Raw genomic sequence first — 23868 nt, 5'->3', positions numbered from 1 at the left:
GAGCGAAGCCGTGGCCCGGCTAAAAGAGAGCTTGACGCGCATGCGGGGGCGCGCGGCCGATTGCGGAGGCGTTTAGGACGCCAAAATCTTCCTCTCGGCCAATTGTCACCCCTGTGACGCTGTGCTATGGTAGCAAATGAACGTTTCGATATCGGATGAGATAAAGGTGGTAGGCACAATGACGACAGCTTCCGCGCGGGGCGCCGTGCTGCGGACGGGCACGGTCTATGCCGTGCTCTTCGCGATCAGCGCCGTGCACTTGCTGAACGACACGATGCAGGCGGTCGTAAGCGCGCTGTTCCCGGTGTTCCAGGATTCGCTTCATCTGACGTACGGGCAGATGGGCTGGATCGCGTTTACGCTCAATATGACGTCCTCCGTCATGCAGCCGGTCGTCGGCTACTTTTCGGACAAGCGGCCGATGCCGTGGATGCTTCCGGTCGGCATGGCGCTGAGCCTCGCAGGCATGGCGGGCCTCGCGTACGCCCCCGGCTTCTATTACGTGCTGCTGGCGGTCGTCTTCATCGGCCTCGGCTCCGCGGTGTTCCACCCGGAGGGCTCGCGGGTCGTGTACTTCGCCGCGGGCGGCCGGCGCGGACTCGCGCAGTCGATCTATCAGGTCGGCGGCAATGCCGGCAGTTCGCTCGCGCCGCTCATGACGATCTTCATCTTCCTGCCGCTCGGCCAGCCCGGCGCGGTATGGGGGACGCTGCTCGCCGCGGCCGCGATCGCGATTTTGCTCCGCGTCGTGCCGTGGTACAGGACGCAGCTGGAGCGGCACGGCAAGCCCGTCAAGAAGGCGAAAGGGACGGGAACCGCGGCGGCCGGGACCGCCGGGGCCGCCGGGGCCGCCGCCAAGGGGCGCTCCGTCATCGCATTCGCCATGACAATTCTGGTGCTGCTCGTCTTCGCGCGTTCGTGGTACGTCAGCGGGATCTCGAGCTTCTACAATTTCTTCGCCGAGGAGAAATACGGCCTGTCCGTCCGGGCGGCGCAGGTGCCGATCTTCCTGTTCATGGCCGCGGGCGTGCTCGGCACGTTCTTCGGCGGCGTGCTGGCCGACCGGTTCGGCCGCAAGCGGATGATCGTGTTCTCGATCGGCGGCGCGGCGCCCTTCGCGCTGCTGCTGCCGCATGTCCCGCTCGGCTGGATCTACCCGATCAGCCTCCTGCTCGGCTTCATCCTCATGTCCGGCTTCTCGGTCAGCGTCGTGTACGCGCAGGAGCTCATTCCGAACAACGTCGGCATGGCGTCGGGGCTCATCACGGGGCTGGCGTTCGGGATGGGGGCGCTCGGCGCGATCGTCCTAGGCAACCTGGCGGAGGCGTGGGGGCTTACCCGGGTGATGACTTACTCCAGCGTCCTGCCCTTGATCGGGCTGCTGGCGATGCTGCTGCCGGCCGACCGGCGCGAGGCGGGTTAAAGCGGAGGCGGACCCTGGCCTCGTGGGCCCGGCCGGAGCAGCCGCCTGGTGCGGGCCGATGCAAGCGTGTCGGCGGAAGCGGGCGGGACGGGCGATCGGTCCCGTCCTTCGCGGCTTCCGGGCGGACGCCGCTTGATCGGTACGCGCTTCATGGCGTACACTGGTAGCAGGCCGCGAAGGCTGCGGCCGGAATCCGACGACGGGAGCGTGCAGGACGATGGCGAAGAGCGAGGCGCGCAAGCGCCTGGAGAAGAAGATGCGGCAGGGCGGGCAGGACCCGAGAACGCTGCGCGGCAGTTGGAACGGCGTGAAGCCGGTGACGCGGGTGAAGCCCGACAAACGGAGAATCGCGCATCCCAAGAATGACGATGATCGAGGATTCAAGCCGGACGCGGCTTGAGGGCTGGATCATCGTCATTCTTGTTATAGGCGGGCCGCGGCCGGCGGCGCGGGGCGGACGGCGCGGGCGAAGAGCGCCGACGGCGTTAGAACGGTTGCCAGCCGGCGGCGCATGGGCTATGATCGAGACAACGATTACAAGTAGCGGGGAGATGGGCGAGATGGACGTATCGGAAGCGCTGTACGAAGCTTCGCTGCCGGAGCTGAAGCGAGGCTATATGTTCCATGGCGAATCGGACAGCTACTGCTGCCTCGTCTGCGGGCAACGGTACGAGGAAGGCATCGTGTACCCGGCCGGGGACCGCATGATGGAGGCGCGCAAGGCGATCGCGGCGCATGTCGCGGCGGCGCACGGCTCGATGCTGCAGTTCCTGCTCGGACTGGACAAGAAGTCGACGGGCCTGACCGAGCTGCAGAAGCTGTTGATCGGCGCGTTCGCCTCCGGCAAGCCGGACGCGGAGATCGTCGGGCTCGCGGGCGCCGGCAGCGCGTCGACGATCCGCAATCACCGCTTCGCGCTGAAGGAGCGGGCCAAGCAGGCGAAGCTGTTCCTCGCGATCATGGAGCTGCTCGACGAGAGCGCCGGGCCGGGTGCGAAGGCCGTTCCCGCGCGGCGGACCGCGCCGCTGCCGGACGAGCGCTTCGCGCTGCCGCCGGAGGAATACAAGGCGCTGCTGGACAAGTATTTGCCGCAGGGTCTGGACGGGCCGCTCACCGGGCTGCCGCGCAAGGCGAAGCGCCGGACCGCGCTGCTGCGCCACATCGCGACCAGCTTCCGGAAGGGCCGCCGGTATCGGGAAGCGGAAGTAGACGAACTGCTCGCGCGGCTGATGCCGGAGGAGTTCGCCACGCTTCGGCTGCTGCTCGTCGATTACGGCTTCCTGGTCCGCGAGGGCGATTCGGACGCTTATCGGCTTGGCGTATAAGCAAGGTCATGAAGAAGGGACTGCGGGAAGGAAGACCATGAACAGACGCAAAGATTTGCAAAACGAGTTCGGCGTCAAGGGGCGCGCGATGGGCGTGTTCCAGATCGTCAATGAACGCGACGGCAAACGCTACGTCGCGTCCTCGCCGACGCTGGATTCCGCCTGGAGGCGGGAGAAATTCATGCTCGACGCGGGCAGCCATCCCAACTCCGCGCTGCAGCGGGCGTATAAAGCGCAGGCCGGCGCAGGTTTCCGCTTCGAGATCGTGGAGCGGCTGGCGCATGACGGGGGCGCGGAGCAGGGCGGCGAGGAAGCGCAGGCGGGAAAGTCCGTGCTCGGCCGCGGCGCCGTCCAGGCGTACCGGGACGCGCTGAAGCGGCTGGAGCGGAAGTGGCTCGGCGAGCTGCGGCCCTACGAGCCGGCAGGGTACAACCGGGCGCCGGCGGAGCGCTGAGCACGCGGCGCGGCGAGCCGCCGCCGGGCCGCCGCCCGGCGCCGCGCGGTCGCGGCCGGGACATCAAGCCTTGAGAGACGGCGGTCGGACCGCCGTCTCTCAAGGCTTTTTTCGCTGCCTGCCGGCGGCGCTGCGGCGGGCAGCGCCCCAAGCCGGCTGTCAAGTCCGTTTCGCGGCGACGAACGGGCCTCCCTGAAACGCAAACCGTCTCTTATAATAAATCAATCTCATAAATCCACGAAACAACGGAACCATTTTCCATTTGCTTCGTCTACTTTCCGAGGTGAATCGCTTGCATTTCGATTATTTGAAGCATGTCACGGACGGCTTGGACCGTCACGCGGTTCTAGGCGAGCTGATGGCCGCGTACGGCAAGGACGTCTGGCATTTCGCTTATTTCATCACGCATTCCCGGGAGATGGCGGACGATATCGCCCAGGACGTATTCGTGAAGGTGTTCCAGCAGCTTTACGAATTCCGCGGGCAATCGTCGGTCAAGACCTGGCTGCTGGCCATTACCCGCAACACGGCGCGCGACGTGCTGCGGTCGGCCTGGGTACGGCGGGTCGTGCTGCTCGATACGATCCGCTCGCATGCGCAGACTTCGCCTTCGGCGGAGCGGGAGAGCATGGACAAGCTGATGGCCGAGGAGGTCTGGGCGGCCGTCATGGAGCTGCCGCGCAAGCTGCGGGAGGTGCTCCTCCTGAGCAGCCGCTACGGGCTCTCGATGAGCGAGATGGCGGACATGCTTCGCGTGTCGCCGGGCACGGTGAAGTCGAGGCTGCACCGCGCCCGGGCGGCGGTCAACCGCAAGCTGGCCCAAGAAGCACGTTGGACCGGGGAGGAAGAATGGACATGAAGCAGCCGGCACACGAGTGGGAGCGCCGCCTCGCCGGCAAGCCTCCCGTCAAGAATGGGTTCACCTCGGATCTGGAGAACAAAGTGAGGGAACGCATCCGCATGACGACGATGACGCGAAGACGCGCGCCGCTCCGGACGGCGGCCGCGCTGCTGTGCCTGCCCGTATTGCTCGCGGCGGGCTGGCGGTACGGGGACGAGCTGAAGCTGCTGCTGCAGCCGAAGCCGCATGCCGACGTGCCGGCGGCACTCGGCAAGGATCCGCTGGCCGCGAAGGAATACGAGCTGAAGGTGCAGCAATTCGGCATGAACAACACGTTCCAATATACGTTCAAGAAACCGTTTATTATCCGGCATCCGTCCGTGAAGCTGTCGCTCGCGGAATCGCCCGACGCGCTGTACGGGGACCCCGTCAAATTCGAGGCTTGGTTCGACGCCGAGCAGCCCGATGTCGTGCAGGTCCCCTATAACGTCTATGCCAAGCTGGCCGCCGACGGAAGGCTGCAATCGCTGGACGCCCTGGTCAAGACGGATAAATCGGAGACGGCGGCGCTCCACGCGCCGCTCGTCGAGCTGCTGCGCCAGGCGGGCGGGAACGGGCAGCTGTACGGCCTGAGCTACGATCTGACGTCCACGGCGCTCTACGTGAACGAGGATCTGTTTGCCTCCCGCGGCGTGACGCTTCCCGATGGTCCCGTGTCCATGGAGGAGCTGCTGCTGCTGGCCGCGCGGTTCCAGGGCACCGGCGTCAGCGGGCTGGCCGCGGTGAACCGGTCGAATACGTTCGCGACCGTCGCTCTCGCCGGCCAGACCTCCGGCTTGCAGACGATCGCCGACCGGGACGGCAGGCTGCAGGCGAACGTGGATTCCGATGGGTGGAAGCGCATCTGGTCGACCGTCGCCGACGGCTACCGGACGGGCTGGATGAACCAGGCGAAGCCGGTTCAATTCGGCAAGGGCGGAATCACCATGGCGGACATGGGCAAGCAGGATCCGTTCGCGCTCGGGGAAGCCGCGATGACGCTCGGCCAGAGCTACTACTACGGCAATCTCAAGCAGTATGAACAAAGCGGGGTCATGCATTTCAATTGGCGGACGATTCCGATCCGCTTGGACCCGTCTGCGACGAACCAGGAAGCGTACCTCGGCACGTCGACGGTGTATGCCATTAACGCGAAGTCGGCGCAGGCGGACGCGGCGTGGGAGCTGCTCCGCTTCGTAACCGGCGGGACATGGCGGCAGCATCTGGATCCCAATAGCTTCCTGCGGCAGCAGGTGCTGGCCGCTCCCTCCTCGATGGACCAAGCGCTCCGCAAGGAATGGGAGGCATTCTACGCCGCTGGGAACGTCGATCCCGCGAAGGCGGCGTCCGGCCTGGCTGTGAGCGCCGACTCGCAGCTCGTACAAGCCAATCAGGTGCTGGCCCAGCTGGGCGGCGAAGCCATGGACGCGATTTTGAAGGACGGCAAGTCCGTCGACGACGCCCTCGCCGATCTGCAGCGCGAGCTGGACGCCCGGCTGGCGGTCATCGGGAAAGGGGATCAAGCGCCATGACCGATATGATCGCCATGACCACCATGAGGAAGCCTGCGCGCAAGCTTCGGGCCGTCCATCTCCGTCTGCTCCCGCTGCTGCCGTTCTTCGGGCTGCTGCTCGCCGCCTGCGCGAACGGCGCGGGCGGCGCGGGATCGGCCCCGAAGGAAGTCGTCATCGGGATTGCGAACGAGAGCGCGTATGCCGCCGCGTACGGGGACTATCTGTCGGCGGCTTTCCCCGACGTCAAGGTGACGCTGGTGGAGATGGAGCCCGACTATAAGCACCCGCTGACCGACGAGCAGTACGCGCGCAAGCTGAGCGAGGAACGGCCGGATCTGCTGCTCGGTTACGACATTCATTACGAGCGCCTGGCCGCCGGCGGATTGCTGGAGGACTTATCGCCTCGCATGATCGGCGATAAGCTGAGGGAAGCCGAGTTCTACCCCGGGATGATCGAGAAGATGAAGCGCGACGGCGGGGGCGGGCTGTACGCGGTCTCGCCGACCTTTCAAGCGTCGGCGCTTTACTACAACGCGGACTTGTTCCGCCAATACGGCGTGCCCTTGCCGCGGGACGGGATGACGATGAAGGACGTCTTCATGCTGGCCGCTCAATTCGGGAAGGCCGGCAGCGGCAAGGAAGGCGTCGTCGGGTACCATCAGCCGTTCAGCAGCATGCCGAACAACTTGCTCTTCTCGTTGTCAACCCGCGACGGGCTGCGTCCCTACGATTTCCGAACCGGCAAGGTGACGATGGATACCGCGTCCTGGCGGGAGGTCGTGGAGACGGTCGTGGCGCTGTACAAGAACGGGACGTTCGCCATGCAGCAGGTCACCGGCGAGACGGTAGACGGCGACGTCCGGTACGGGCCGGAAGACGTGAACGAGGCGGATCTGTTCAAGAAGGGGAAATCGGCCATGACGATCGGGGGCTACAACGCCATGCAGGGCATGCCGTTCGAGCTCGGCATGGTCACGCCTCCGGTGAGCTCGGCGGGCGACCGCTCCGAAGATATGGGCGTCTATAATTACATGGCGATTCCGGCGGGCGCCGAGCACAGTGATACGGCGTGGGAGATGATTCGCTTCATGCTCGGCGATTATGTAGCCAAGGTGCGTTCCGGACTGCAGGAAGAAAGCGAGCTGCCGACCCGCAAGTCGTATATGCAGTACGACCGCAACCCGCTGCTGCCGAAGCTGTACGAGATTCTGCCGGGGCTCGGCCAGTCCTATTCGCTGGAAGGGTACGACCCGAAATTCACGACGCTGTTCTCCGAGCTGGAGGACCGCGAGATTGCCGCCGCCGTTAAAGGCGAACGAAGCGTCGACGGCGTCATCGCCGCCATTCAGAAGGAAGGTCAGGCGCTGATGGATGCGGCTAAACCGAAGAAATAATGGCGCGCATCGCCCAAATTCTGCGTATGCCGTATTCCAATCCGCGGGTAATATGGTATAGTGAAAGAAAGATGAGCCCAATCGGGCAAAAGGAGCCGGCGGCAACCGACTCCTCGCGCGACTCACCGCTTTAAGGGCGGAAGGCTCAGGAAGATATGGGAATTAGAGTAGACCGCATACCTTTGCGAGAGGGCGGTCTATTTTTTTTTGAGATAAGAGAGCAGCGCGAGAATAAACATGCCGAACGTGATCATCAGCGTTATCGCGTCTTTGGTCTCCATGGCATCACCTCCCCTCGGGGAGACTAGCCGACCGCCCTTGCTAGCCACTCATCGCCTCTTCATTATATACGAACGTAAGTTCGCGTGTCTATCGTTATTTTGGGACATGTTTACAGAGGTTTCACAAGCCCGATGTGATATTTCATCTATAGCTGGAAATGTTTCAAAATAAGTTGTAACTATTGTTTCATAATTAGCTTTATTCAGCCGACTGTATAAATATACACTGCGTTTTATGTGTTGAATTTTGTTGGTGTCTATGCCTTCATGGCACTCGACTGAATCAACAAATTTCATAAGAGTGTGCAATATAGCCAGTGTTTCTAACGTAGATACTTAAAACATGAAGAATAACGCTGCTCCTGGTGGAGGAAGATGAATGGGAATTGAATTTTTCTTTCCCATCGATAAAGTTAATCAACTGCGGGAGAAGGTAACGAAAGCAGTCCGACTCGCACCTACAATGCTCGTACCTTTAGAGGGATGGAGTGAATCGGGTTTTGATCTGGAGTTGTCAATAAAAGTGCAGTTTGAAAACACACTCCAATGAGAGACTATCCTTCCTAACAAAGATTAACGAGAATGACTTCCATCCCTTGAGTAATGAGCCAAGTGGCAAGCTCCGCCAATAATGGCTGGGAGGTTCCAAGCTGACGATGAAGTTATTCAGCTTTTGGTACTTTCAGCTGGGTGAAACGCGGACACAAACCCTTTGGCCACACCGTTCAGCCTTTCCGCCAAGGTTGAACTCGTCAGCTCTTGCGGGGTTGGATAAAGGCTGCTCAGCACTTGATCGCATGAGGATAACGCTTCAAATAGTATTTCTGATGCCGATCCTCGGCAGGGTAGAACCGGTTAAAGGGAGCCATCTCGGTGGCAAGCTTTCCTTTCCTTGAACGTATGATTGCCAAGCTGCCGGTTAGACGGAAGATCCAGTGTTCCTTCGGCATAGCCGACGCGGGTTCTTACGATACCTCTTAGTTGCCCGAACAAAGCGTCGGCACTCCAAAAGCAGCCCATCCCCAGCGTCACCGTGCTTAGATGATAGTCATTCATGAAAGTCCCCTCCTTCCTCAATATCGCCTAGTTTGGCGGAATTCAGAGCCGAATATACCAATTCAACTCCATCGTGGCCAAAGAGTCAGAGATACTTTCATTTTCCAAACACATCATCATGTTTATTCGCCTTATCCTGCAATATATTTAACTGGAAAGGAGGCCAAGAAGGAGCTAACGAAGTACAAATTTGTGAGGAGGTTTTCCGAATAGTGAATGTTCCGAGAACGCTTTGCCGCTCTGCAACCGTATTTGTACTCATGCTGGGTATTGTCCTGGGAAGCGTCGTTATTCCGAATAGTTCGGGAAAGGCTGATGCGTCCGGCAATTGGACGACGATCCCGACCAGCCAGGATACCCGCATCGTCTACGTAAGCAGCTCGCAGGGCTCTGACAGTAATAACGGACTTTCGGCCAGTGCTCCCGTACAGACGTTGACAAAGGCGGCTTCGCTCATGCGTGACGGTTATCCCGACCATATGCTGTTGAAACGCGGCGATGTTTGGGTGGATGAAAGTCTCGGCAGATTTAAAAACGGCAGAAACGCCAGTGAACCGATGGTCATTTCTTATTACGGATCGTCGGGGGACAGACCTTTGATTAAATGCGACGCCAATTTCATCGACCACAACGGTCAAGTGAGGAACTACGTATGGTTGATCGGCCTGGATATAAAGGGGTACAAGATGGATCCTAACGATCCGGGATATGACTCGCGTGTAGCGAACGGGCCTGTAATAAGATTTGTCGGAGGCGGTTCCGATATTCTGATCGAGGATTGCAAGCTTGAATTCATGGAGTTAGTCGTTCAAAGCAACCCCGCAGGCACGAATGTGTACAGCAATTTTAAACTAAGAAGAAGTATCGTTGTGAATGCCTATACCCAAAATTCCTCCACAAGCGATTCAAACCGCCCCAGCGGGATTTTTGCCAGCGGCGTTGACGGTCTTCTGATCGAAGACAACGTATTCGACCACAACGGCTGGAATGAGCAAGTCGCCGGTGCCGGCGCGAATGAGTATAATCACAATATGTACCTGCAATATGACAGCGTCGGAAGCAATACCATCGTGAGGGGCAATATTGTGACGAGAGGTTCAAGCCACGGCGTTCAAGGACGCTCGGGTGGTCTGTTTGAAGATAATTTCTTTGAAGAAAATTCGCTTGGCCTTCTGTTGGGCGGTGGAGGCGAAACGTTGCAGTATGATGCAACCGCCCGGAATAATGTCATTCTTCGGGGAAAACGGATGGACACGGACGGGAATTGGCCCCGAACGTTGGCGGTTGTGGGGCTGGATGCATCGAGCGATGTCGCTTCAGGCGTAACGGTCACATTCGACGGCAATATTGTGGCCAATCGCAAGGACTCCGGTTCGAACTCCGGCATTACCAACGGATCTTTCATCACCTATGTCAACGGCAACATTCAATACAATTGGGGCGGAGGCATTGGCGACATGGGCGATCCCGGCTGGGCCGATCCGGACCGCAGCGCGGGTAGTTATAATTCGGAAATCCGCGGCGGAACGGGAACGCTGGCTGCCTTTATCGACGATGCGACCAGCCGGGGCGTGCATGAATGGCCGACCGATTTGACGGCTTATGCCCTTAATGATTACGTTCGCGACGGATTTACCGTTGCCGGTCCGCAAAAATATGAAGCGGAAGACGCCCAGTTAACGAATATAGCGGTTCATACCGACCATACCGGATATACCGGGACGGGATTTGCGTCCTTCTTTCCGAATACCGGTGTCCACGCTGTATTCAATGTAAGCGCGCCTTCAACGGGAAGCTACGATGTCTCCATGCGATATGCGAACCGCACCGGCAGTACACAAACGATCAGCATTTATGTAAACGGGGTGAAAATCAAGCAAACGTCGCTGCCCGACACCGGAAACTGGAACACATGGGGGAGCAAGACCGAAACCTTGAGCTTGAACAGCGGCGGCAATACGATCAGCTATAAATACGATTCGGGCGATACGGCGACCTTTAATATGGATTATATCATCGTTTCCCCGCACTAACCTCAAGCGGATTGCAGTAGAACAACATCGAACGCCAATACGTACCGTCGGCTCTGAGCCTGGCGGTGCGTATTGGTTTTTTGCTGGAAGGAATCGGGCCGGCGGAAACGGAAATGCTACTATAAGATTAATATAATAGGCATGATATTATCCGTGGAGGACTGCCATGAGATTTATTACCCGATTCATCTTGCTCATCGTTGCATTAATGCTGCCAATCTTTGCTCTCTACACGTATAACAACAGGGCAACCACTCATATCATCGACAAACAGATCGATTTGTTCAACGTTACACGGATGGATTACTTTCGAAATCAACTCGACGATTCGATCTCGAACACTTCCAAGTTCGCTTTCAATTTGACATCAGATCGGGATGTCACCTTTTTTTCTTCCCGCTATGCGGGAGAATACGGATACGATCGTGACCAGTTGTATAATTCACTCCTGGCCAAGCTTCGGCTGTTGAACGGTTACGGACACCCGTGGAACAACCAAATCTTGCTCTACTTCCCGTCGGCGCGTACCGTGTTGTCGAACGATACGGTCGACCCGTTCGATGAAGATTATCTGCTTCAACACGCAGGGAAGAAATGGTACTTCGATCAATCGAAGGTGATGGGCGCGGTTCCGCGAAATGTGTTTACTCGCTTGTATGCCAGCCCGAATTTTGGCGGGGAGCGTATTCTGGAGTCTCCTGTTGTTGTCGGTGTCAGTCTGTCTGCGGACAATATTGTCGCCATGCTGGACGCCTTCAAAAGCACCGGCATTAACGATCCCTTCATTTTCAAACCGGGAGAGGACGTCATATTCAATAGCTCCGCCGACGAGGCGACGATCCGACAGCTGATTCCGATGCTTGGTTCCGGGAACGAGACGAACGGCCGCAGCATTCTGACATTGGCGGGAAAAAAATATGCCGTTTACTCCCGTGTATCGGAGCAATTGGGGTGGACCTTGGTCGATTACGTGCCGCTGGAAGAGATCCTGGGTCCGATCAACCGAAGCCGGATTATGTTTTATATGACACTGTCCTTCTTGCTGCTGCTGGGAATTGTCGCATCCGGGATGCTGTTCACCCAAATCCAGATGCCGCTCCAATTGCTGATTCAGAGCTTGCACAAACTGAAGGGCGGCAAGTTTTCGATCCGAATCAATTCCCGGGTTCGCAACGAGTTTCAACAAGTTTATGACGGTTTTAACGAGATGGCGGGCGAAATTCAGCATTTGGTCGAACGGGTCTATTTGGAGGAAATCCGCTCTAAAGAAGCGGTCATGAAGCAGCTGCAATCGCAAATTAATCCACATTTTCTTTACAATTGCTTTGCAAGTCTGATCGGCATGGCCAAGCTGAAGCATAACGACGCCATCATCGCCATGTCCCACAATTTGGCCGATTATTATAAGTACGCTACGCGCAATGAGCAGTTGATCGCGACAATCGGGGAAGAGCTGGAATTCGTCGAAAATTATTTAAACATTATGAACCGACAGCTGGAGAAGTTTGATTATGAAATTTCAGTCGAACCGGGTCTTGTTTCTGTGAGTATTCCGCGCTTGCTCGTGCAGCCGCTTGCGGAAAATGCGATTATCCATGGCTTGGAACCGAAAATGGGGCGCGGGGCGATCCGTATCGCGGTTAAAGAAGCGGCTGGGCGTATTTCGATTTTGGTGGAGGATGACGGGGTGGGCATGACGATGGAAGCTTGCCGGCGACTCAATCGGCAATTGACCGGAGACCGGCCTCAGGACGGCACGGTGGGATTATGGAATGTCAGATCCAGGCTGGCTTATTTTTTCGGCAGCGATACGGAATTTCGAGTGGAAAGCCGCGAAGGAGGCGGAACGAGCGTAACCTTGTCCTGGCAAGGTGCCGGCTCTATAAGGCGGGGGGGATCGTAATGCTTGCGTTATTGTTGGTTGACGATCACAAATTGCTCGTGGACAGTATGGCGGAAACGCTCCCATGGCCGGAAATCGGAATCGGAGCTGTCTATCGCGCTTATTCGGGAACGGAAGCGCTTCAGGTTCTAGAGCGCGCTGACGTCCATATTCTGGTGACGGATATCCGGATGCCCGGGATAACGGGGCTTGAGCTTATTGAGCAGGCAAGGACGATGAATCCGCTGCTGCATTGCGTGCTGCTTACCGGTTACGCTCAGTTTGAATATGCGAAGCGCGCGATTGAATTGCAAGCCACCGATTATTTGATTAAACCGGTCAAGGATAACAAGCTGTTGGAAACGATAGGACAAATTGTGAACCGGATGAAGGAAAAAAGCGCCGAGGAAACGATCGCGCGGCAAGCGCTGCGGCGAAACCTGCCGCTGCTTCGAAGCGAGCTGCTGCTTGAACTGCTGACGGGGGACGTGTTGTCCAGGCGAGCGCTTGCGGAGAAGCTTGACATGTACGAATTGCCGTTTGACGCGGGCGATCGCTGCCGCTTGCTCATGCTTGATCCCGACCCCGCCTTTGAACGCTATTCCGCGCCGGACCGTGCGCTTATGGACTATTCCATTCTCAATATCGCGGAGGAAACGCTCAATGCGGACTGCGTGGTATGGCCGGCCAAAAGCAAAAGGAGCCTGCTGGTGATGCTCGTCAAGCCCCGCGAAGGCTCGGACGAGACGGTTCATAGCGGACGGCTGTTCAGGCAGCTGAGAAAGAACGTCTCCGACTATTTGAAATGCGGTCTGGATGTCTATGCCTCGGAAGAGCTCGATTTTCCGGGCGAGTTGATTCAAGCTTATCGCGGCGGTATCGCTTGGCTGCAAATGCGGACGGGCAATTCGCCGGGGGCGTCGTATTCAGGGGGGACAGGGCCGGGAGCCGAACGCAGAGCCGGCGCGCTGCGCGTGCTTCTAATACAGCCGACGCTGATGCAGCTGGCGAAGGAAAACGATTGGCGCGGACTGCGCGTCAAAGTAAAGACGCTGCTTGCGGAAGCGGACAAGGAGGAGCCGTATAATCGTCTATTCCTGAATGAAGCGCACATCCATCTTCTGAGCTGCTTCGTTACCTTGGCGCACGATAACGGACGAGTGCTGGAGGAGCTGGCCGGTCCGCAAGCCGCCGACCCATCCAGACCGATGCGTTCGGTCGACCGGCTCCGCGAGTGGGCGGAGGCGTTGTTGAATTTGTTGGAGCAGGAGCTGGGAAGCAGAAGCGAAAGAAACGATACGCATCCTGCGGTCGTTCGGCAGGTGGAGAGCTATGTGCGCAAGCATTTGGATAAGGATATCGCTTTGAACGCGCTGGCCGAGATGGTGTACCTCCATCCCGCTTATTTGTCCAAGATTTATAAAGAGAAGACCGGTATCAATCTCAGCGACTTTATTTTGCGCACACGCATGGAGCTGGCGCTCTCCCTGTTGAGCAACCCGTCGAACCGAATTTACGAAATCGCCGAAAGCGTTGGTTACCACAGCACCCAGCATTTTATCCAGGCGTTCAAGAAATACTACGGCGCCACTCCGAAAAAGTACCGGCTGCAATTGAAGTAACCCGAACCGGGCGCGAAAATGCCTAACGGAGCTTCATATTACAATCATCCCGTCATATCCATCCTAACCCCGCTGTTTCATAATAAAGAAGAATCAAAGTAAAAATTGACGAGGCTCGACGAAGGAGATGAACCGTTTGAAGCATGGGCGAGGATTGGTTAAAGTATTAATCTCGTGTTTGCTGGTTGTGCTTCTGATTGCCGGCTGCGGGGGGAATGGAAATGCCGGGAACTCAAATTCCGCAGAAGGGAATGGGGCGGGAAAAGACGCTCCCAAAGCATCGGGTACAAATTCGCAGAACACGGAAACGGCGGACGACGGCGCGTTCCGGATATACGATCCGCCGATCGAGATCACGACGGCGATCGCGCTTCGAGACAGCGACAAGCTGCTGAACGGAGACACGCTGGAGAACAACCCGTTGTCCCGTTGGGCTAAGGATAACCTGGGCGTAATCGTGAAATACAAATGGCAGATGACGGATCAGGGCGACGCCATGAAACAAAAAATCAGGTTGGCCATGGCAAGCGGCGAGGAGCTTCCGGATGTTTTAAATGTGGGCGATGCCGCCCTGCTCAACGACTTGATCGACTCCGGTGAAATCGAGCCGGTCGGCGACGCATTTGACAAATATGCTACACCGCGCACGAAGGAAGCATTCGAGAAAAACGCCTCTGTCTGGCTGGGTGTCACGAAGGACGGTAAACGCTGGGCGCTGCCGCAAATATCGGACGGCTTCGTCGGCGATCCGGTCATGTGGATTCGTCAGGATTGGCTGGATGCGGTCGGCATGAAAGCACCGACCAATCTCGACGAATTCGAGCAGGTGCTCGCCGCGTTCAAAGAGAAGTTTCCGGACAAGACGCCTTGGTCGATCGCCGGAAAAAGCAATTTTTCCGGTTATATGGGCGACGCTCAATTTATCTTCGGTCAAAATCAAATCACGATCTGGGACAAGGACGGCAACGGCGGCTTGCAGTACGGCAGCTTGCAGCCGACGGTCAAGCAAGCCTTGACCAAGCTGGATGAGTACTACAAGAAAGGATATCTGGATCCCGATTTCGGAACCTATGAGCCGGATAAAGCTTCCTCCCAATTTACGGCGGGCAATGCCGGCATCATCTTTGGGCCTGGTTGGATGGGAGGGTGGCCGCTCTCCGACACGATGAAAAATGTCGACGGCGCCGTCGTCAAACCTTATCCGCTGCCCTCCGGCATAGATGGAACGGTCGGGCGAATTGGTTCGCCATTGTCTTACAGCGGCTATGTCTTCCGCAAAGGCTTCGATCATTTTGACGCGATTTTCCAATATTGGGATGCCATGTTGGGCGTCTTGCTTGAAGATCCGGACAGTCCGTTCGCCAATGGCTATGCGGAAGGCTACGACTATATTATGAAGGACGGCCAGCCGGATTGGAAGGATGCACCGGGAAGTTCGCCGATCAATTACCGCTTGCTCAGCCCGGGAAATCAGCCTCCAGGCATGGTGCAAGGGGACAATATTTATCAACGCGTTCTGGATGGCAAGCAAGACACGGTGTACGAACGAAAGCTTGCCGAAATGACCAAGAATGGCGACTTATCGTTACAGGGTAAGGCGGTAACGCTTAGCCAAATGGAAGCCGACCATCGGAATTTGGCCGTGGGCCCGCCGACCAAAACCAAAGCGGAGAAAGGCGATTTATTGTACACGCTGGAAAGTGAAACCTTCTTGGGCATTGTGTACGGCAAGGAATCCCCTGATGCGTTCGACAAGTTTGTGAAGGATTGGAAAGCAAAGGGTGGCGACCAGCTGACCAAGGAAGTCAACGATTGGTACAAGTCGACCCAATAATGACGCTCGAGCGGCAGGAACCGGTCCTTTCCCTGCCGCCGATTTTTTACAAGTATGAGTAAACGAGGATGATTACAATGATGAAACAGACTGCGGCACGATTGGCAAATAGTATGAACTTGCGTAAGACATGGCTGCTTCATGTCATGATGCTGCCCTCTGTGCTGCTCCTGTTGATTTACTCTTATCTTCCGATGGTTGGCGTCGTGATTGCGTTCCAGAATTACAAGTTCTACAAAGGAATCTTCCATTCCGAATGGGTCGGGCTTGCGCAATTTCACCTCATGTTCGTAGACGACCGGGTGGTGCAGATCATTGTCAACACCTTGATTATTTCCGTGGCCAAAATGGTGTGCGGATGGATCGTTCCGCTTGTATTTGCCTTGTTGTTAAATGAAGTTCGTCTCGCGTTCGTGAAACGGACGGTTCAAACGCTGATTTATTTGCCCCATTTTCTGTCCTGGGTCATTCTCGCCGGCATCATGACGGATATGTTGTCGCGTTCCGGCATCGTCAATCAAGGCTTGAAGGCGCTTGGGCTGCCCACCGTTTTTTTTCTGGGAGACGGCGACTGGTTTCGCTTTATCCTCGTCATCAGCGATATTTGGAAGGATTTTGGGTGGGGTACGATCATTTATTTGGCGGCCTTGACCGCGGTTAACCCGGAATTATACGAATCGGCGGAGATCGACGGCGCGAACCGATGGCAGCAAACCTGGTCCGTGACGATTCCCGCGATCATTCCGATCGGCATCATCGTTGCAACGCTTTCGCTCGGAAACATTCTGAACGGGGGATTTGACCAGGTCTACAATCTGCTCAATCCGCTCGTAGTCGCCAAAGGCGAAATTATCGACACCTACGTGTTCGACACAGGCCTGCTTGGCGGCTCCTTCAGCTTTGCGACTGCCGTCGGTTTGTTCAAATCGGTTGTTTCGTTCGCCTTGATTGCGATAACCTACAAAATGGCGACAAAATATGCCAATTATCGCATTTTCTAAGAAAGGAGGGCGATGGCATGTACTATAAAACAACCGCCTATCGGATGTTTAACGCGTGCAATATATTGTTCTTGCTTTGCGTAAGCGTGCTTTGTTTTTTGCCTATCGTTCATGTGATTGCCGTTTCATTCAGCTCCGGCGCGGCGGCTACCGGGAATCTGGTCAAATTTTGGCCCATCGGGTTCAATATCGATAACTATATCCAAACCTTGCACAGCCGCAATTTTGCCGGAGCGTTCGGCGTGACGATCTTGCGCACGGTGTTGGGAACGGCGGTCAGTATGCTGCTTTGCATCACCGCCGCGTATCCGTTGTCCAAGGAGAATTCCTACTTTCGCGGCAGAACGGTGTACGCTTGGTACTTTGTGATCACGATTCTGTTTCACGGCGGTCTCATCCCCTCCTACATCGTAATTGTCTCGACAGGACTGAAAAATACGATCTGGGCTATGGTTTTGCCGGGGGCGGTAGCGGTATTCAACGTTGTGCTGATGCTTAATTTCTTCCGAAACATCCCGAAGGAGCTGAATGAAGCCGCTCAAATTGACGGCTGCAGCCACCTGCGTATCTTGTTTTCGATTTATTTTCCGATTTCGATGCCTTCGATCGCTACCTTGTCCCTCTTCACGATTGTCGGTCACTGGAATTCCTGGTTCGATGGCATGATTTATATGGAGCCCAATAAGCAGCCGCTGGCAACTCTGATTCAGGCACTCATTAGCAAAAATGACTATACCCGGGTTGACATGACGCCGGCGATTATCAAAAATATGTCCCAGACAGGATTGAAGGCAACACAGATTTTCATTGGCGCGCTTCCGATTTTGCTCGCTTACCCGTTTCTCCAGAAATACTTCGTCAAAGGCATGACGCTCGGCTCAGTCAAGCAATAAGTACGGTTTTAAGCGGAAAAATGAAGAATCTGCTTCTTGAACTAAAAGCTGCCGAGGGACCAGCCAGCTGTGCCAGGTGTGCGACGTGAAGCAGCAATCCCATATGCAGCCTTAAACAATCCGCTGGGGAAGATATATCCATGCTTTAGCGCAAAATCATTTATTAGTAAAAGGGAAGAAGCGAGAAAGCGGGCTTCTTCCCTTTTTGCATGCATAGACCGTCACCTCGGGCGTAATGAACGTTCAGTTTCTTTATCATGGCGCAGCGAAGCAATACGTCAAGGATGGTGAAGCAAGTAAAAAGATGCGCGTTGTGCGTCGATTTTGGGCCTGCCTATAATGAAAGCGTAACCATTTCCGAGGCGGGCAAGCTCCCGGCCGCACGTTCGCAATCGGTTAAACAGCGGCCGAGGCCGGCAATTCATGCAAGGCCGCTTGATGGAATGTATGCGCTTCATATTATCCGAATGAGGAGTGGCAGGGTGCAAACAAGAACGTATCGTACGAGAAGCATTTCAATACGCAAATTTATGTACATTCTTCCGTTCATGATTCTGCTTGGCGTGTTCGCTTATTATCCGCTCTATGGATGGGTGTATGCCTTTTTTGACTACACGCCGCCCATTCCGCTGTCGGAATCGCCTTTTGTCGGGTTGAAGTGGTTCCGGTCGTTGGTCGAAAACCAGGTCAAGGTCGATCAGCTGCTGCAGGTCATTAAGAACACGTTCGGCTTGAGCGGCCTCAGCCTGCTCTTCTCCTGGCTTCCTATGGTCTTTGCGATCTTTCTGACCGAGATCAAGGCCGTCCGTTTCCGGAAGTTCATCCAGACGGTCACGACCCTTCCGAACTTTATCAGCTGGGTATTGGTCTATTCGCTAGCCTTCTCCATGTTATCCAGCGAAGGGATCGTCAACGGCATGCTTCATCAGCTCGGCATAACCGATTCCCCGATCTTGTTCCTCCAGAGCTCCAGCCATGTGTGGTTGACGATGTGGATGTGGACGACCTGGAAGACCTTGGGGTGGTCCGCTATCCTGTACATCGCGGCGATTATGGGAATCGATGATTCGCTTTACGAGGCGGCCGAAGTAGACGGCGCGACAAGGATGCAGGTCATCCGGCACGTCGTGCTCCCAAGCATGCTGCCGACGTATTTCGTGCTGCTGATGCTGCAAATCGCAAGCTTCCTGAATAACGGCCTCGAGCAATACTTCGTCTTTCAGAACGCGTTCAACAAGGACCACATTCAAGTTCTGGATTTGTACGTATATAACTTGGCTATGGGAGGCGGCAGTTACTCCGTATCCGTCGCGATCAGCATGCTGAAGAGCTTGATCAGCGTCGTGCTGCTCTTCTCGGTGAACAAGCTGTCCAAACTATTAAGAGGGGAGAGTATCGTATGAGCGGCGATACGGCTGAGCTGGAACAGAATGCGGCGCATCAAAGCCGATTGGATAAAAAGACTCGCTTTCAAGTCAGCGCGACGGACAAATTCATATCGGTCGCGATCTATTCGCTGTTTTCCCTGTTCGCGCTTATCTGCGTATACCCCTTTTACTCGATTATCATTAACACCATAAGCGCCAACGATATTAGCGCCAAAGGCGAAGTCGTGTTTTTCCCGAAGCATATCCACTTCCAGAACTATGTGGACGTGTTTAAAATACCGGGGCTGGGCAGCGCGGCGCTCGTCTCTTTGGGAAGAACGGTGATCGGAACGACGTTGACGGTCGGCGCATCGGCCTTCCTAGGATTCATGTTTACCCAGGAGGATATGTGGGGGCGGAAGTTCTGGTATCGCTTCACGGTGGTCACGATGTTCTTCAATGCCGGGATTATTCCATGGTACTTGACGATGCGGTCACTGCACCTGACCAATAACTTTCTGGCTTATATATTACCGACGATCGTTGCGCCTTTCTTTATCATCTTGGTCAAGACGTTCGTGGAATCGCTGCCAAAGGAATTGCAGCAGGCGGCCAGCATAGACGGGGCCGGGATCATGACCCTATTCTTCAAGATCATGCTGCCTATCAGCAAGCCCATATTGGCGACGGTCGCGATATTCGCGGCCGTGGATCAATGGAATTCCTTCCAGGATACGCTGCTGCTTGTGACGGATAGCAAGCTCTATAGCCTGCAATTCATTCTATACAATTATATTAACCAGGCCAGCTCATTATCGACCATGGTCAATCTGCAGAACGCCGGCTCGACGACCATGGCAAGCCTGGCGACCAAGCAAACGACGACGTCCATCCGAATGACGGTGACGATCATCGTCGTTGCGCCGATCTTACTGATATATCCGATTTTCCAAAGATTTTTCGTGAAAGGGATTATGATCGGCGCGGTGAAAGGCTGAATTGCGCACGCGCCATTATAATAAATTGATCCTATGGGGGTTGCATATGAGCAGAAATAAGAAAGTCGTCCATAAATCGATGGTCGCCTCGGTGACCGGTCTGTTCCTGGTGTCGGCCGCATTGACTGGGTGCAGCAACGGAAACGATCCTACGTCGGCAACCGGCGAACCGTCCGGAACCGGCACGAATGCAGGCGCATCCCAGACCGCCGGCGCGATCGATCACAGCAAGCCGCTCACCATTACCGTGTTCGACAACGCTGCCAATTATCAAGGCGAACAGACGGGATGGTACGGCAAGCTGCTCAAGGACAAGTTCAATATTACGTTAAACATTCTCGCTCCGCAGGTCGCTGGCGATCAGTTGTACAAGACCCGGACGGCGGCGGGAGATCTGGGGGATCTGCTGATCGTCGATAACAGCCAGTTGGAAGAATTGATTCCGGCGGGTCTCGTCCTGGATATGACGGATAAAATCAAGAATACGAAGTATCTGTCCCAGTACGTAGACAACCATTTCAAACCGTTCAACGCCGCCTTCGACAAAGTGAACCCGCAAGGCAAAATCTATGGTCTGCCGACGTTTGAAGCCGACACGTCGCCGACGACCTTCTCGGAAGAAATGCCTTACTCCAGCCCGATCTTGCCCTGGAATTATTACAAGGGAGTCGGAGCGCCCAAGCTTAACAATCTGGACGATTTGCTGAACGTCCTGAAGCAAATGCATGAGAAATATCCGAAGAACCCGGACGGCAAGCCGATCGTACCGATTACCCTATGGAAGGACTGGGACGGCGGCAGCATGGAGAACGTCCGCTGGCTCAGCAACTGGTACGGCTACGAGCAGCCGGACGGCACGACGACGATCCAACTGAACGCGAAGGGCGATATCGTTCCGCTGATCGACGATAGCAGTATGTACAAAAAGATTTTGCAATTTTATTTTAATGCCAATCAGATGGGGCTGATCGACCCCGACTCGCCGACCCAGGATTGGAACAAAGTATCCGAGAAGCTGACCAACAATCAGGTTCTTCTCACATGGTATTCGTGGCAGCGAGGCTTCTACAATTCCATCGAGAGAGGCAAAAACGGGGACGGCATCGTAGGGGTTCCGATTGCCGACACGCACCTGATTCAAAACAGCGACGCCTATTACGGCAACGGAATGGTGTTCGCCATCGGCGCGAAGGCGAAAAATCCCGATCGCATCATGGAATTCATGGATTGGCTCTGCTCCCCGGAAGGGCTGCGTTACTACACGAACGGCTTTGAAGGCTTTAACTACGAGAAGACGGAGGATGGCAAGCTTAAGCTGACCGAAGTCGGACAGAGCGCCTTCCAGAAAAACACGCCTGTCCCGGACGAGTACGGCGGCGGCGGATATCAGGACGGACAGAGTAAACTAAACAGCATGATCATGAGCGACTTCGTCGTCGATCCGGATACGGGCGAATTCTATAACAGCACGTATTGGAAATCAACGATCGAAGCCAACAAGACGGCGCTGACAACGGACTGGCAGAACACGTACAATGCCGAGAATCCGACGGATTATTATTTGAAGAACAAGATGATCGATATCGTGCCCAATATCAACACGAGTCTTGGATCCGATTCGTCGGATATTAAGAACGAGCGCAGCCAGATCTCGGACTATGTGAAGAACACTTCCTGGAAGATGGTATTCGCGAAGAATCCAGCGGAATTCGACCAGCTTTGGTCGAAGATGCAGAAGGACGTGGACGGCCTAGGCTGGAAGGATGTCCTGGCAGCGGATACGGTTAAGGCTCAGAAGATCGTGAAGATGCGTGCCGATGCGCTAGCCAATAAGTAAGTTTCGACGAAACGAATCCATGGGGGATATTATGTATTCATAATATATCCCTCTTTTTAATGCAATCTTGCGTTGGCGGCTGCGAGAGAGGCAATCACCATGGCAGCATTGTGGAAACGAACGGGAAGTGGTACATTTTCTATCATCGACATACAAACGGAACGAATTTCAGCCGGCAGGGATGCATTGAACTATGGAAAGCATATTCGGCGGATGAGATCATTCCGTACGGCGTTCAAGCGCTGTACTTTACCTATTCGGGTACAGGGGAGCAAGCTTGGCATCGTTTTCGTTGGAATAACGCAACTATCGAAGCCTATAATGAGAGCGCAACCATAGCAGAGACAAGCCGCTGAAGAGGGGATGGCTATGATCAAAGGCAGGACTCGTTCGAAGATGGCTTTGTCGGCCATACTGCTCATGGCGGTGCTGACGGCCTGCGATGGCAACGATATTCACGATGGTAATGCCGGCAATAAGGCCGCGGGCACGGAAGCGGCGACAGGGCCATTCGGCAAATACGACCCGCCGATCGAGATCACGACCGTACGCAATCTGAGCGACATCGTCGAGAACAACGTCCTGGGCGTGCTGAAGGACGAGAATTTCGAGGACAACCGCTGGACGCGGCTCTACTTCGACCAGCTCGGCATCAAGATTAAAGATAACTGGGTCGTCAAAGGCAACGACACGTCGGAACCGTATGTGCAGAAGGTGAACGTCATGCTGGCTTCCGGCGACCTTCCGGACGTCATTCCGGTCAATGCCACTCAGCTCAAGCAGCTCGCCGACTCGGGCCAGATCGAAGATATGACGGACTTATACAACGCGTATGCATCTCCCGAGCTTAAGGAGATCCTCTCCGAGGAGGGTTCGGGACCGTTCGACTCCGCGACGTTCGACGGCAAGCTGATGGCGATTCCGCAGACAGGTTCATCGATCGAGCAAGCTCAGTTCGTCTGGATTCGAACGGATTGGCTGGATAAATTGGGCCTGCAGCCGCCGAAAACGATGGACGACGTCCTGGCGATTTCAAAGGCTTTCGCCGAGCGCGATCCGGACGGGAATCACCTGAAAGACACGTTCGGACTCGCCGTTACGAAGGAACTGTTCGGAGGATCGATGGGACTTGAAGGTTTCATGGCCGGCTACGGCGCCTACCCGAATATCTGGCTGGAGAACCCGGAGGGCAAGCTGGTGTTCGGCAGCGTTCAACCGGAGATGAAGAAGGCGCTTCAAGCCCTGCAAAACATGTACAAAAACGATGAGTTGGACGACGAGTTCGGGGTCAAGGAGGGCTCTAAGGTATCGGAGGCCATCGCGAACGGCAAAATCGGGATGCAATACGGCCAGCAATGGAATTCCATCTGGCCTCTTCAATTGAATAAAGACCATGATCCGAAGGCGCAGTGGCGCGCGTTCCCGATCGTCTCGGAATCCGGCGAACCGGCGAAGGTTCCGCTCAAGTTCAGCACGACGAAGTTTTTCGCCGTCCGCAAAGGCGCCGCGCATCCCGAAGCCATCATCAAGCTATTCAACATGCACGTCGAGAAGAACTGGGGCAAAACCCAGGAGAACGACTATTACTATGCGCCGCCGGATGCGGAGAGCGTATGGCAGCTGTCGCTGGTCCAGCCCGCGCCGACGAAGAAAAATCTGGAACTGTTCCGAACGTTGGAGGAGGTGCGCAGGACGGGAGACAGGTCGAAGCTTACAGGCGAAGCGAAGGTGATCCAGCAGAAGCTGGATGCCTACGCGTCCGGTTCCAAGGAAGGATTCGCGCTATGGGGCTGGGAGCGTATCTACGGTCCCGAAGGAGCGGAGGGCATCGTCGATCAGTATGACAAAAACCATCAGTTTCTCTTGGATAAATTCGAAGGCGCTCCGACCCCGACGATGGTGGAGCGGCGGACGACGCTGGAGACCATGCAAAACGAAGTCTTCGTCAGGATCATCCTGGGCGCGCCGATAGCGGAATTCGATAAGTTCGTGCAGGATTGGAACAAGCTTGGCGGCTCGCAGATGACGAAGGAAGTCAACGACTATTACGAATCCATGAAGAAGTAGCCTTCTT

21 protein-coding genes are annotated in these 23868 nt (G+C 55.8%); 18 read left to right on the top strand and 3 right to left on the bottom strand.

Going from position 1 to position 23868, the window contains the following annotated elements:
* The first annotated feature begins 178 nt into the window (after positions 1–178).
* The 7 genes from ACFPB1_RS05245 to ACFPB1_RS05215 all read left to right on the top strand — a co-directional run bounded on the left by ACFPB1_RS05245 (position 179) and on the right by ACFPB1_RS05215 (position 6990).
* Complete coding sequence (locus ACFPB1_RS05245; protein WP_379222645.1) at positions 179–1423, top strand: MFS transporter; 1245 nt, start codon at positions 179–181, stop codon at positions 1421–1423.
* Positions 1424–1640: 217 nt separating this feature from the next.
* The gene (locus tag ACFPB1_RS05240; RefSeq protein WP_379222643.1) at positions 1641–1823 is read left to right on the top strand and encodes a hypothetical protein; all 183 of its coding nucleotides are present in this window, start codon (positions 1641–1643) and stop codon (positions 1821–1823) included.
* Between the two features lie 160 nt (positions 1824–1983).
* Positions 1984–2748: a DUF2087 domain-containing protein gene (locus ACFPB1_RS05235; protein WP_379222641.1), complete on the top strand. Its 765-nt coding sequence runs from the start codon at positions 1984–1986 to the stop codon at positions 2746–2748.
* 37 nt (positions 2749–2785) lie between these two features.
* Positions 2786–3202, top strand: a complete 417-nt coding sequence (locus ACFPB1_RS05230; RefSeq protein WP_379222639.1) for a GIY-YIG nuclease family protein — start codon at positions 2786–2788, stop codon at positions 3200–3202.
* A gap of 283 nt (positions 3203–3485) precedes the next feature.
* Positions 3486–4061, top strand: a complete 576-nt coding sequence (locus ACFPB1_RS05225; RefSeq protein ID WP_379222812.1) for an RNA polymerase sigma factor — start codon at positions 3486–3488, stop codon at positions 4059–4061.
* Positions 4058–5614 carry an ABC transporter substrate-binding protein gene (locus tag ACFPB1_RS05220; protein WP_379222637.1) on the top strand — a complete coding sequence of 519 codons (1557 nt, stop codon included), beginning with the start codon at positions 4058–4060 and terminating at the stop codon, positions 5612–5614. Before ACFPB1_RS05225 ends, ACFPB1_RS05220 begins: the two co-directional genes overlap by 4 nt.
* Complete coding sequence (locus ACFPB1_RS05215; RefSeq protein ID WP_379222634.1) at positions 5611–6990, top strand: ABC transporter substrate-binding protein; 1380 nt, start codon at positions 5611–5613, stop codon at positions 6988–6990. The genes ACFPB1_RS05220 and ACFPB1_RS05215 overlap by 4 nt, the downstream gene beginning before the upstream one ends.
* 197 nt (positions 6991–7187) lie before the next feature.
* Here the strand turns inward: ACFPB1_RS05215 and ACFPB1_RS05210 are convergent, their stop codons facing one another.
* Positions 7188–7271 carry a putative holin-like toxin gene (locus tag ACFPB1_RS05210; protein ID WP_256253072.1) on the bottom strand — a complete coding sequence of 28 codons (84 nt, stop codon included), beginning with the start codon at positions 7269–7271 and terminating at the stop codon, positions 7188–7190.
* A gap of 379 nt (positions 7272–7650) precedes the next feature.
* Here ACFPB1_RS05210 and ACFPB1_RS05205 point away from each other — a divergent pair, with 379 nt between their 5' ends.
* A complete protein-coding gene (locus tag ACFPB1_RS05205; protein WP_379222632.1) occupies positions 7651–7821 on the top strand; it encodes a hypothetical protein in 171 nt (56 codons plus the stop codon).
* A 232-nt stretch (positions 7822–8053) separates the two neighbouring features.
* On the opposite strand, the gene ACFPB1_RS05200 is transcribed toward ACFPB1_RS05205, so the two are convergent.
* Both ACFPB1_RS05200 and ACFPB1_RS05195 read right to left on the bottom strand, forming a co-directional pair.
* On the bottom strand, positions 8054–8140 hold the full coding sequence (locus ACFPB1_RS05200) for a hypothetical protein (RefSeq protein ID WP_379222809.1): 87 nt from the start codon (positions 8138–8140) through the stop codon (positions 8054–8056).
* Positions 8127–8327, bottom strand: coding sequence for a peptide-methionine (S)-S-oxide reductase (locus ACFPB1_RS05195; protein ID WP_379222630.1), 201 nt, complete (start codon positions 8325–8327; stop codon positions 8127–8129). The genes ACFPB1_RS05200 and ACFPB1_RS05195 overlap by 14 nt, the downstream gene beginning before the upstream one ends.
* Before the next feature lie 212 nt (positions 8328–8539).
* On the opposite strand from ACFPB1_RS05195, the gene ACFPB1_RS05190 reads away from it, so the two are divergent.
* The 10 genes from ACFPB1_RS05190 (at position 8540) to ACFPB1_RS05145 (ending at position 23861) form a co-directional block, all read left to right on the top strand.
* The gene (locus ACFPB1_RS05190; protein WP_379222628.1) at positions 8540–10360 is read left to right on the top strand and encodes a carbohydrate-binding protein; all 1821 of its coding nucleotides are present in this window, start codon (positions 8540–8542) and stop codon (positions 10358–10360) included.
* A 166-nt stretch (positions 10361–10526) separates the two neighbouring features.
* A complete protein-coding gene (locus tag ACFPB1_RS05185) occupies positions 10527–12263 on the top strand; it encodes a sensor histidine kinase (RefSeq protein WP_379222626.1) in 1737 nt (578 codons plus the stop codon).
* Positions 12263–13864, top strand: coding sequence for a response regulator (locus ACFPB1_RS05180; RefSeq protein WP_379222807.1), 1602 nt, complete (start codon positions 12263–12265; stop codon positions 13862–13864). The genes ACFPB1_RS05185 and ACFPB1_RS05180 overlap by 1 nt, the downstream gene beginning before the upstream one ends.
* A 127-nt stretch (positions 13865–13991) precedes the next feature.
* Positions 13992–15698 carry a hypothetical protein gene (locus tag ACFPB1_RS05175; RefSeq protein WP_379222624.1) on the top strand — a complete coding sequence of 569 codons (1707 nt, stop codon included), beginning with the start codon at positions 13992–13994 and terminating at the stop codon, positions 15696–15698.
* 80 nt (positions 15699–15778) lie between these two features.
* Positions 15779–16699 carry an ABC transporter permease gene (locus ACFPB1_RS05170; protein WP_379222622.1) on the top strand — a complete coding sequence of 307 codons (921 nt, stop codon included), beginning with the start codon at positions 15779–15781 and terminating at the stop codon, positions 16697–16699.
* Positions 16700–16716: 17 nt separating this feature from the next.
* Complete coding sequence (locus tag ACFPB1_RS05165; protein ID WP_379222620.1) at positions 16717–17592, top strand: carbohydrate ABC transporter permease; 876 nt, start codon at positions 16717–16719, stop codon at positions 17590–17592.
* Positions 17593–18263: 671 nt separating this feature from the next.
* Positions 18264–18995, top strand: coding sequence for an ABC transporter permease subunit (locus ACFPB1_RS05160; RefSeq protein WP_379222617.1), 732 nt, complete (start codon positions 18264–18266; stop codon positions 18993–18995).
* Positions 18992–19957 (top strand): carbohydrate ABC transporter permease, encoded by a 966-nt coding sequence (locus ACFPB1_RS05155; RefSeq protein ID WP_379222615.1) that lies wholly within the window; start codon positions 18992–18994, stop codon positions 19955–19957. The genes ACFPB1_RS05160 and ACFPB1_RS05155 overlap by 4 nt, the downstream gene beginning before the upstream one ends.
* A 46-nt stretch (positions 19958–20003) precedes the next feature.
* Entirely contained in the window at positions 20004–21794 is a 1791-nt protein-coding gene (locus ACFPB1_RS05150; RefSeq protein WP_379222613.1) for a hypothetical protein, read from the top strand.
* A 369-nt stretch (positions 21795–22163) separates the two neighbouring features.
* Positions 22164–23861: an extracellular solute-binding protein gene (locus ACFPB1_RS05145; protein ID WP_379222611.1), complete on the top strand. Its 1698-nt coding sequence runs from the start codon at positions 22164–22166 to the stop codon at positions 23859–23861.
* Positions 23862–23868: the final 7 nt, after the last annotated feature.

Source organism: Paenibacillus sp. GCM10023250 (assembly GCF_042653205.1).
Classification (GTDB): Bacteria; Bacillota; Bacilli; order Paenibacillales; family Paenibacillaceae; genus Paenibacillus_Z.
The sequence above is the reverse complement of the archived record's forward strand: the minus strand, read 5'-3'. Positions and strand labels throughout refer to the sequence as shown.

Coding starts and splice junctions, on each gene's coding strand:
- ACFPB1_RS05145 (WP_379222611.1), top strand. CDS start 22,164: ATGATCAAAGGCAGGACTCGTTCGAAGATGGCTTTGTCGGCCATACTG.
- ACFPB1_RS05210 (WP_256253072.1), bottom strand. CDS start 7,271: ATGGAGACCAAAGACGCGATAACGCTGATGATCACGTTCGGCATGTTT.
- ACFPB1_RS05195 (WP_379222630.1), bottom strand. CDS start 8,327: ATGAATGACTATCATCTAAGCACGGTGACGCTGGGGATGGGCTGCTTT.
- ACFPB1_RS05245 (WP_379222645.1), top strand. CDS start 179: ATGACGACAGCTTCCGCGCGGGGCGCCGTGCTGCGGACGGGCACGGTC.
- ACFPB1_RS05235 (WP_379222641.1), top strand. CDS start 1,984: ATGGACGTATCGGAAGCGCTGTACGAAGCTTCGCTGCCGGAGCTGAAG.
- ACFPB1_RS05220 (WP_379222637.1), top strand. CDS start 4,058: ATGAAGCAGCCGGCACACGAGTGGGAGCGCCGCCTCGCCGGCAAGCCT.
- ACFPB1_RS05215 (WP_379222634.1), top strand. CDS start 5,611: ATGACCGATATGATCGCCATGACCACCATGAGGAAGCCTGCGCGCAAG.
- ACFPB1_RS05185 (WP_379222626.1), top strand. CDS start 10,527: ATGAGATTTATTACCCGATTCATCTTGCTCATCGTTGCATTAATGCTG.
- ACFPB1_RS05175 (WP_379222624.1), top strand. CDS start 13,992: ATGAACCGTTTGAAGCATGGGCGAGGATTGGTTAAAGTATTAATCTCG.
- ACFPB1_RS05165 (WP_379222620.1), top strand. CDS start 16,717: ATGTACTATAAAACAACCGCCTATCGGATGTTTAACGCGTGCAATATA.
- ACFPB1_RS05155 (WP_379222615.1), top strand. CDS start 18,992: ATGAGCGGCGATACGGCTGAGCTGGAACAGAATGCGGCGCATCAAAGC.
- ACFPB1_RS05240 (WP_379222643.1), top strand. CDS start 1,641: ATGGCGAAGAGCGAGGCGCGCAAGCGCCTGGAGAAGAAGATGCGGCAG.
- ACFPB1_RS05180 (WP_379222807.1), top strand. CDS start 12,263: ATGCTTGCGTTATTGTTGGTTGACGATCACAAATTGCTCGTGGACAGT.
- ACFPB1_RS05230 (WP_379222639.1), top strand. CDS start 2,786: ATGAACAGACGCAAAGATTTGCAAAACGAGTTCGGCGTCAAGGGGCGC.
- ACFPB1_RS05150 (WP_379222613.1), top strand. CDS start 20,004: ATGAGCAGAAATAAGAAAGTCGTCCATAAATCGATGGTCGCCTCGGTG.
- ACFPB1_RS05205 (WP_379222632.1), top strand. CDS start 7,651: ATGGGAATTGAATTTTTCTTTCCCATCGATAAAGTTAATCAACTGCGG.
- ACFPB1_RS05200 (WP_379222809.1), bottom strand. CDS start 8,140: ATGGCTCCCTTTAACCGGTTCTACCCTGCCGAGGATCGGCATCAGAAA.
- ACFPB1_RS05170 (WP_379222622.1), top strand. CDS start 15,779: ATGAAACAGACTGCGGCACGATTGGCAAATAGTATGAACTTGCGTAAG.